The 8,952-nt window shown below is 73.4% G+C and carries 6 protein-coding genes; 1 reads left to right on the forward strand and 5 read right to left on the reverse strand.

Going from position 1 to position 8,952, the window contains the following annotated elements:
* Window positions 1–404: EsaB/YukD family protein (locus tag ACYVIP_RS45245; RefSeq protein WP_460407491.1), on the reverse strand; the 404-nt coding region annotated here is incomplete at its 3' end.
* Between the two features lie 94 nt (window positions 405–498).
* Between ACYVIP_RS45245 and ACYVIP_RS45250 the strand changes: the two genes are divergently transcribed.
* Entirely contained in the window at window positions 499–2,022 is a 1,524-nt protein-coding gene (locus ACYVIP_RS45250) for a protein kinase domain-containing protein (RefSeq protein ID WP_460407493.1), read from the forward strand.
* Here ACYVIP_RS45250 and ACYVIP_RS45255 read toward each other — a convergent pair.
* The 4 genes from ACYVIP_RS45255 to ACYVIP_RS45270 form a co-directional block, all read right to left on the reverse strand.
* A complete protein-coding gene (locus ACYVIP_RS45255) occupies window positions 1,974–4,175 on the reverse strand; it encodes a transglutaminase TgpA family protein (protein WP_460407494.1) in 2,202 nt (733 codons plus the stop codon). The genes ACYVIP_RS45250 and ACYVIP_RS45255 overlap by 49 nt on opposite strands.
* Window positions 4,172–5,272 (reverse strand): DUF58 domain-containing protein, encoded by a 1,101-nt coding sequence (locus ACYVIP_RS45260; protein ID WP_460407496.1) that lies wholly within the window; start codon window positions 5,270–5,272, stop codon window positions 4,172–4,174. The genes ACYVIP_RS45255 and ACYVIP_RS45260 overlap by 4 nt, the downstream gene beginning before the upstream one ends.
* Window positions 5,273–5,337: 65 nt before the next feature.
* On the reverse strand, window positions 5,338–6,291 hold the full coding sequence (locus ACYVIP_RS45265) for an AAA family ATPase (protein ID WP_460407497.1): 954 nt from the start codon (window positions 6,289–6,291) through the stop codon (window positions 5,338–5,340).
* Window positions 6,288–8,552 (reverse strand): fibronectin type III domain-containing protein, encoded by a 2,265-nt coding sequence (locus ACYVIP_RS45270; protein WP_460407499.1) that lies wholly within the window; start codon window positions 8,550–8,552, stop codon window positions 6,288–6,290. Before ACYVIP_RS45270 ends, ACYVIP_RS45265 begins: the two co-directional genes overlap by 4 nt.
* Window positions 8,553–8,952 lie beyond the last annotated feature (400 nt).

The raw sequence follows: 8,952 nt of genomic DNA on the forward strand, positions 1-8,952 counted from the left end.
TCGGCCAGGACGAGCAGCAGCGCGGCGACCCCGGCGGTCAGGCCGGCCAGCCGGGTGTGCCGGGGGCCCCACGGCCTCCTGCCCCGGCCCGAGCCGGTGGCGATCGCGTCGACCAGGTCGTCGTACTCCAGCTCCGGCCACTCCAACTGCCCCGGGGTCAGGTGCAGGATCTCGCCGTCGCGGACGCGATGTGCGGCCAGGGTTCGGCCGAGCATCAACTCGGCGCCGTCGGCCCGGCGCAGCACCCAGCCGCCACCGGTCACCCCGTCGTCGGCCAGATCCTCGCCCGCGCGCGCCAGCACACCGGGTAGGACCTCGGCCAACGGCGCGTATTCTGGCAACGCCATGTCGATGCGCCGCTGCGGAGCGGAGACGGTGACTCTGACGAGGCCGGTAGTCTGCATAAGGAAAGCATTGCCGGTGCGGACCGGGCGCAGCGCCGCCGGCAGCAAGCTGCCGAGACCCGCCGGGGCCGGTGAATGTTCGTAAGTTGCGGATATGCCAGAGGCGGCGCAGTTGAGTGTTGACGGCGGGGGCGCGGTGGTCGCCGCGACCGTGCTCGGTCGCGGGCCGGTCGCCATCGTGTACGCGGGACGGCTCGCGGCCACCGGCGCCGAGGTCGCGGTCAAGGTGTTCCCCGACCGGTTCGACCGGGACACCGCGGCTCGGCTGGACCGCGAGCGGCGCGCGCTGGCCACGGTCGCCTCGGTGGCCTCGATCCTGCCCGTCGACGCCGTCGGCGAGTACTCCGGCGACCGGTCGAGCGTGGTCACCCAGCTGTGTGCCGGGTCGCTGGCCGGGATGCTCACCAGGGGCGCGCTGCCGGTGTCGGAGGTGCTGGCCATCGGGTCGGCGGCGGCCACCGCGCTGGCCGCCGCGCACGGCGCCGGGGTGGTGCACGGCGGGGTGACCCCGCACAACGTGCTGTTCCGCCGGTCGGGCGAGCCGGTGCTCGGCGACTTCGGGCTGGCGCTGCGCGAACGGTTCTCCCGGGATCCGATGCACGCGTTGGAGTACACCGCGCCGGAGACCCTTGGCGACGATCTCCGGTCCGAGGCGTCGGACCTGTACGGGTTGGGCGCGGTGCTCTACGCGATGTTGACCGGCGCGCCGCCGTTTCCCCGGCGGACCGGGCAGGCGCCCGGTGAGCGGATCCTGCGGGTGTTGCGTGATCCGGTGCCGCCGATCCAGGCCATTCCCAGTGAGCTGTCCGATCTGGTGAGCCTGTTGCTGGCCAAGGAGCCGGCGGACCGGCCGGCGGACGCGGCGCGGGTGGCCGCGTGGTTCGACCACATGCGTGGCGGGCGGTCGACCGCAGTGCTGAACCCGTTGGCCCCGCCGGCCGCGCACTCGGACATCACCTTCGACTCCTTCGCCAGCCGCCAGGACCTGGGGCCACGGCACGACATCCCGCAACCCGTCAACCCAGTACCAGCTCCAGTGCCAACCTCACCGCCGAGCCCACCGCCGATACCGGCGGTCGTTCCCCGGCCGCCGGAGGCCACCGCGCCGGTGATGCCCGCCGTCGCGCCCGCGCCAGGGCGCACCCTGCTGTACAGCGTCGGCGGCGACGCTCCCGCGAAGGCGCCGCGACGCGCGGTGCGCTGGCCGCTCGCCGCCGGGATCGGTGTCGTGCTGGCCGCGGCCGGCGTGGCGGCGGTCCTGGTCACCTCGGGCGGCGAGGACAACCAGGGCGCGAACCCGGCCCCCGCCCCGACGACGACCGCCGCGCCCCGGCCGGAATCCAGTGTCGCGCCGGACGTCGGGCTGTCGGTGACCGAGGTGAACGATCTCGGCGAGCGGGTCGAGCTGAAGTGGAACGCGAAGGGCGACCTGGACTTCTCCGTCGTGGTCGCCGGCGAGAACATCGAGACGATGGTGCTGGTGGCCAACCGCCAGCACGAGCTGTCCGTGCCGGTCGACCAGGAACGCAGGTACTGCTTCCAGATCCGGGCCACCGACAGCCGCGAGATCTACACCAGCGAACCGGTATCCATCCGCGGCGCCCGCTGCGCGTTGTGACGGGACCGCCCGCGCGGCGGGAGCAGCACGCGCGGGTCGATGGCCGCGCGTAGCCGCGTGCGGAGCGGGCGGGCCGCGATGCCCCGGCGGATCTGGGCCACCTGGCGCCACGCCTGTCTGGCATGGCCGTCGGCGACGTCCACTCCGGACCACAGCACCATGTCCACCACCCGGCCGAGTTCCCTGATCGCCTGACCGGTGTCCGGACCGGCCGCGCCGATGGTCACCGTGGCCAGGTCCCGGGGCGTCATGCCGACCAGATAGGCGACCCCGTGGCCGCGCAACCGGTCGCACACCTCGGCCCACGCGCCGAGCACCCCGGCGGCACCGGTTCTGCGCCTGCGGTTACGTGCGCGCAGCGCGATGGCCAACGGCACCCCGAGCAGCCAGCAGACCAGCACCCCGGCCACCACCAGCGCGGTCACCAGTGGCCAGGTGGTCGCGGTCGGGTCGTCGGTCTCGGCGACCTCGGTGACCCGCTCGTCCACTGGCAGTTCCGGTTGGCGCAACGAACGTTCCGGCGGCAGCTCCGCCCGCGCCCGGTCGACCGCCGCGCTCAGCCCGGTGCGCGGCGCGGCGCCCGCGGACTCGGCCGACTCGGTCGGGTCGAGCGGAATCCAGCCGACGCCGCGCACCGCGACCTCCGGCCAGGCGAGCACATCGCGGTTGGACACCACGTACCGATCGCCGTCGGCCTCGCCGCCGCGGAACCCGACGGCCAGCCTGGCCGGGATGCCGTTCATCCTGGCCAACACCACGTAGGCGGCGGCGAACTGCTCGCTGGTGCCACGTTTGGTGTCGACCAGGAAGCGGCGAAGCTGGGGCCAGCCGTGTCCGGTCGGCAGGTCGTCGCCGGAGGCCAGCCGGTAGTTCTCCCGCAGGAACCGGTCCAGCTGCAGCGCAGACTGGAAGGTCGGGCGCAGTTCGGCCACCGCGTCCCTGGCCAGCTGGTCGATCTCCGGTGGCACCACGCCGACACCGCCGAGTCCACCGTGGACTCTGGTGTCCACCGGCGCGCCACCCAGCGTCGCGGCGTCGACCGCGGGCTCGGCCCAGGTCAGCCGGTAGTCGCCGGTGTCGGTTGGCTGGTCGCGCAACAGGACGCCGGTGTGCTGGTCGACCAGCGGCGCGAGCCCGGCGACGTCCAGCGGGATCGCCTGGCTCGGCAGCCACGGGCCGGTCAGGTCACCGAGCTCTACCTGTGCCGAGCCGGTCTTCGTGCCGGTTGGTCCGGCGATGCGGCTGCCCAGCCTGCTCGGCCGGACGTCGGCCGACCAGCCCGCGCCGTCGAAGCCGTCCAGCACCGCGAGCCGCCACAGCGCGACCGGCTCGTCCGCGCGGTAGCTGAACACCTCGGTTTCCGGTGTGGACAGTCGGTTGGCGATCTGCTGGAGCGGACTGGTGATCCTGGTTTCCCGCAGGGGGGCGAGTTTGCCGTCCTTGAGGGAGTACGCGCCCCGGTCGAGCGGGTCGATCCCGCTGATCGCGAGCGTGCCGACGGCGGCGGTGACCACGGTCAGCACCACCGGCCACGCGTCCATAATGGACTTACGGGAGCGGACGTCGCCGGCGTGGCGGCGGGTGCACGCCCACACCAGCACGGCCGCCGGCAGACCGTAGCCGGCCGCCGCGAGTACCGAGGACATCCCGTCCAATGCCTGGTATGCCTGGGAAAGCCCGGCCAGCGCGAGGCTGGGCAGCAGCGCGAGCAACGGGCGGGCCCGGCGGTCGGCGCCGTTTCCCCTGCCCGGCAACAACTCGATGCCGGCCACCATGGCCAACACCGTGGCCAGCGGCACGAACAGCAGCTGCTCCGGGTCGGGCCGGGCCGGCCAGGTGGACTGCAGGCTGAGCAGCCAGCTCTCGGTGACCCCGTGCCAGAGCAGTCGCAGCGTCTCCCCGGTCGGCAGGCCGACCACGGTGGTGGGGAACAACACCACCTCCACGACCACGAGCAGCCCGACGACCGCGACCAGCAGCGGCCGGGCGGGCGCCAGCCGCGGCAACCGCACGGTCAGCTCGACGCACAGGTAGCCGGCCACGACCACCGCGAGCACCGGCACCACCAACGCGCCGATCCCGAACACCGGCGAGAACAACAGCCCGGCCACCGCCGTGACGGCCACCAACGCGGCGACCGCGACCCGGTTCACCGGCCCACCTCCGTGCGTAGCACGTTCCACACCGCCACCGCCCGTGCCGCGGTCTCCGCCGCGATCACGCCGCCGCCGGCCCGGTTGGCCGCGCCGAGCCGGAACACCGTGTCCGGCCGCCACACCGCCGCGCGCCCGAGATCGGCCGCCGGCCCGGTGACCACCACCAGCGAACCCGCCGGCCGCCGGGTGGCCAGCTCCGCCGGCACCACCGGTCCGCGCGCGTCCGCGTCCTGGGTGACCAGGCACAGCTCGTCCAACAGCACCTGCGCCCCCGGCAGCCCGCTGTCGGTCGCGACGTTCGTCCCGGTCGAGGTGATCAGCCGGCACCGCTGCCCGGCCTCGGCCCCCGCGTACAGCAGCGAAGTCGCAACCTCGACGGCGTGTTCGAACGCCTCCTCGGTGAGCGCCCCCGCCCTGGTGTCCAGCACGACGGTGAACCCGGCCAGCGCCGGGTCGGTGTACTCCCGGACCATCAACACCCCGGTCTTGGCCGTGGAACGCCAGTGCAGCAACCGAACCTCGTCCCCCCGGACGTACTCGCGCACCGCGACCAGATCGTTGGACCCGCGCAGCGGCGGGTCGGTGGTCGGACCGTCGTAGTGGTGGCGCGGAAAGGCGACCGACGCCGCCCGCACCGCGTGCCGCTTCGGATAGATCAGCACGGTGGTGGTCGACCCGATCATGCGGTTGGTGCGCACCAGCCAGAACGGGTCGGCCCGGTTGAGCACCAGCGGGCCGATGCGCAGCCGCCCACGCCGGTCGGTCGGCAGTTCGTAGTGATACGTGGCCTCCGCGCCGGTCGCCAGCGGCCGCACCTGGATCCGGTGCTCGGTGGCGCCCGCCCGGTCCACGGCCGAGAACCCACCGTGCCGGCGGGTCGTGGTGTTGCGCACCACCAGGGTGGCCAACGCCGGCGTGCCCCGCTCGACCCGGTCGGGGTGCACGGTCCTGGTGACCTCGGCGCGCGGCCGGGCCATCGCGACCACCACCGCCGCCCCGACCGCGCCGAGCGCGAACCCGGCCAGCGCGCGGAACATGGCGTAGTCGGCCAGTTCGCCGAGCAGGTAGCAGCCGACACCGCCCAACAGCACCACCAGCCCACGGCGAGTGAGACCGCGACCGTCCCGGCGCGGCCGCGTGCGGGAACCGGCCACCGGCGCTAACTCCCGGCCATCGCGGTCGGCGCCGGCACCTCGCCGAGCAGCTCGGCCACCACCTGGCTGACCTGCCGCCGGTTCAGCTCCGCCTCCGGGGTGAGCACCAGCCGGTGCCCGAGCACCGGTTGCGCCACATCCTTGACGTCGTCGGGAATCACGTAGTCGCGGCCGTGGGTCGCGGCCAGCCCCTGGGCCGCGCGGATCAACGCGATGGTGCCCCGCGGGCTCGCGCCGAACCGCACCGCCTGGTGGGCCCTGGTCGCCGCGGCCAGGCGCACCGCGTAGGAGGCGATCTCGGTCGCCACCCGGAACTGGCGCACCTCCCGGATCACCTGCCGCAGGTCCTCAAGGGACAGTACGGTCGGCAGATCGTCCGGGTTCACCTCGGCGCAGTCGGACATCACCACCATCAACTCCGCGTCGTGGTCGGGATAGCCGACCCGCAGCCGCATCAGGAACCGGTCGAGCTGGGCCTCCGGCAGCCGGTAGGTGCCCTCCAGCTCGATCGGGTTCTGGGTGGCCACCACCAGGAACGGCCGGGGAACCTGGTGGGGCACCGAGTCGACGGTCACCCGGCGCTCGGCCATCACCTCGAGCAGCGCCGCCTGGGTCTTGGGCGTGCCGCGGTTGATCTCGTCGGCCAGGATGATGTTGGCGAAGATGCCGCCGGGGTGGAAGCGGAACTCCCCGGTGTTCTGGTGGTACACCATCACGCCGGTGATGTCGCCCGGCAGCAGGTCCGGGGTGAACTGGATCCGGTTCCACTTGCCGCCGATGCTGGCCGCGACACACCGGGCGAGCGTGGTCTTGCCGACGCCCGGCACGTCCTCGATCAGCAGGTGTCCCTCGGCGAACAGCGCGGCCACCGTCAGGCGAACCAGTTCCGGCTTGCCGCGCACGACGGACTGCACGTTGTCCGAGATGCGTTTGTAGGCAGCGCCTGGCGTTGGGGTCACGACACGGTTTCCCTTCGATCGTCACGGTTGCGGCGCCTGCTGGTCCACCAGTGGGTCGCGGCGAGCGCGCCGGGGCCAAGCCACAGCACGAACCCGCCGCCGGCCGGCGCGGCCTCCGGCGCGCCCATCCACTGCGCGGGCGCCCCGTTGAAGCCGCCGGAGTTCTTGGCCACGACCATCACCTGGATCGTCCCGGTGGCCGCGTTGGGCACCACGCCGGCCACGGTGAACGTGGTCCGACCCTGGCAGGGTGCGGAGGTCTTCGGGCTCCCGGTGACCGTCAGGTCGCAGGTCGCCGGCGACTCCGAGGTGACGTCCACGGTGACCGCCACCTCGTCGCCGCCGGGGGCGACCCAGGCGACCCGGGTGATCGTCACGCCGGGGAAGTCCAGCGGTGAGGGGATCTTCGCGCTGCCCGGCTCCCCGGTGACCGTCGAGGCGCCAGATGGCCCGAACCTGGTCACCGCGCGCACCGTGACGGTGCCGGCGTCGTTGTTGAAGCTGGTCAACGTGATGGTCGGCTCGGTGGTGGTCTGGTCGGCCTGATCGGTCACGCTGACCAGGTAGTGCACCAGGGTGCCGCCGTAGAGGTCGGGCTGGTTCCAGGTCACCGGCTGCAGGCCGAACTGGGATGGAACGGTGACCGTCGGCGCGGCGGCCGCACGCAGCGGGATCACCGCGGCCGCGCTGGCCCCCGGTCCCCGGCCGGCCGAGTTCTCCGCCACCACGGCGATCGGGTACGCGGTGCCGTTGGTCAGCCCGGACACCGCGGCCTGTCCGGCCGAGCCGTCCACCCGCATCGACCCGCCGGGCCAGGACAGGTGGTAGGCGGTGACCGGCGCACCGTTCGGCGCCGCGGGTCGCCAGCTCACCGTGGCTGACTGGTGGCCGGCCACCGCCGAGACCCCGCCCGGCGCACCCGGCGGGGTGGCCGACGCGACCGGGGGCGTGGAGTCCACTTCGGACTCCTCGACGACCTCGCGTTCCCTGGCGGGTGTCTCGGTACGCCGCTGCTCCCGCGTCCGGTCCGGTTCGTCGGACCGGTCGTCGGACCGGTTCTCGTCCTGCTCGTCGTTTCTCGGCTGCCGCTCAGGCACCCCAGGCTGCTCGTCGGGGGCACCGGCGTCCGGCGCGGACACCGTCTCGGAGGCGTCCGGGTCCTCGATGACCACCGGCACGTCCTGGACCGAGCCACTCCGCCCGTCCACCACCAGCACCCGCGACCCGTCCGGACTGTCCACATAGATCCGGTCGTCCTCGCCGGAGACCAGGCGCGGCGAGCCCTCCTCGGCCGGCAGCCTCATCGTCTCCCGGTGCTCGCCCGCGCTGTCGTAGGTCAGCAGCTCGTTCGTGGCGGTGTCGACCACCGCGACCACATTGGACGCCGCGACCGGGCCGACGTACTCACCGTCGCCCGGCAGCTCGATCTCGACCGGCGCGGACTCCGGCCGGCCGTCCAGGCCGGCGGTGTCCACCAGCTTCATGGTGCCGTGCTCGGCGTCCAGCACGGCCAGCCTGCCGTTGGCGTCCGACGCGGCCACCCTGGCCGTCGCCGGCAGGTCGAAGCCGATCGGCCGGGCGGCGCCGAACCCGTTGTCGGTCACCAGGCTCAGCGTGTCGGCGGTCGTGTCGACCAGCGCCGCCCGGCCGCCGACGACGGTCAGCAGGCCCTGGTGTTGCTGTTCGAGCCGGACCGGGCAGGACAGCCGGGTGGCGTCGCGGGGCAGCGCGCACAGCGCCCCGGTGTCGATCCGGTGCAGCCACACGGTTCCGTCGGCGAGGGCGACCGGGTCGGTCAGCGGACCGCCGGCGGCGACCGTCGCCATCGGGTTGCCGAGGCGCACGACCTGCCCGGCGTTGCGGTAGACCAGGTAGGGGCCGCCGGCGACCTCCAGCACCACCGGGCGCTCGGTCGACGGCGCGTCCACCGCGTCCTCGACGTGCAACGTGGACTCGTCGAAGATCGTGATGCGCTTGCGCTCCACCACGTAGCCAGAGCCGTTGCCCTGCGCCACCTGGCTCTCGGCCTCCGCGCCCGGCACGTTGACCCGCGCGTCGACCTGACCGGTCGAGCCGTCCACGTGATAGGCCGACTCGTCGGCGACGTGATAGATCCAGTGGCCGACCGGGATGAACTCGACCGCCTGCGACGCGGGCGCGGCCTGGAACACGGCCACGCCGAGCAGTCCGAGACACCCCACCATCACGGCTATGACGGTCATCCGCCTGCGCTGCCCACCGGCGCGCAGTTCCTTACCCATGAGCCATCCCCCATCGCAGTACCCGCGGGAACAATTACCCAGCACACTTGCCACCACGGCAAGGCCATCGAAGCGGCCGTTTATGGCCGCCCGCCGTGACCTGGGGAAACCGGAAACACGCTGGGCCGCCGAAGGCAGCCACCAACCGACGCTACCCCCGGCGGGTACATCCGAGATATACGAACCGAGCAGCGCATCGCCCGATCGTGGGAACCTCAGGCCGACGGGTCATGGCCAGGAGACGAGGTGCCGAGGTGACCGGTTTCGGAGCAGGCCAGGCGGCCGTGCCGACAGGACAGGCTGGACCGGTGGCGCCCGCCGCGGCGCCCCCACGCCAGGACCAGACCGCCGCGCACTGGCAGACCATGCGCCCGGCGCCACCCCCGGCGGCCGCGCTGCC

The sequence above is a fragment of the Actinophytocola sediminis genome (assembly GCF_054779715.1).

Bases quoted from the DNA above. Each gene is read 5' to 3' on its own strand.
- ACYVIP_RS45250 (WP_460407493.1), top strand. From the start codon at position 499: ATGCCAGAGGCGGCGCAGTTGAGTGTTGACGGCGGGGGCGCGGTGGTC.
- ACYVIP_RS45270 (WP_460407499.1), bottom strand. From the start codon at position 8,552: ATGGGTAAGGAACTGCGCGCCGGTGGGCAGCGCAGGCGGATGACCGTC.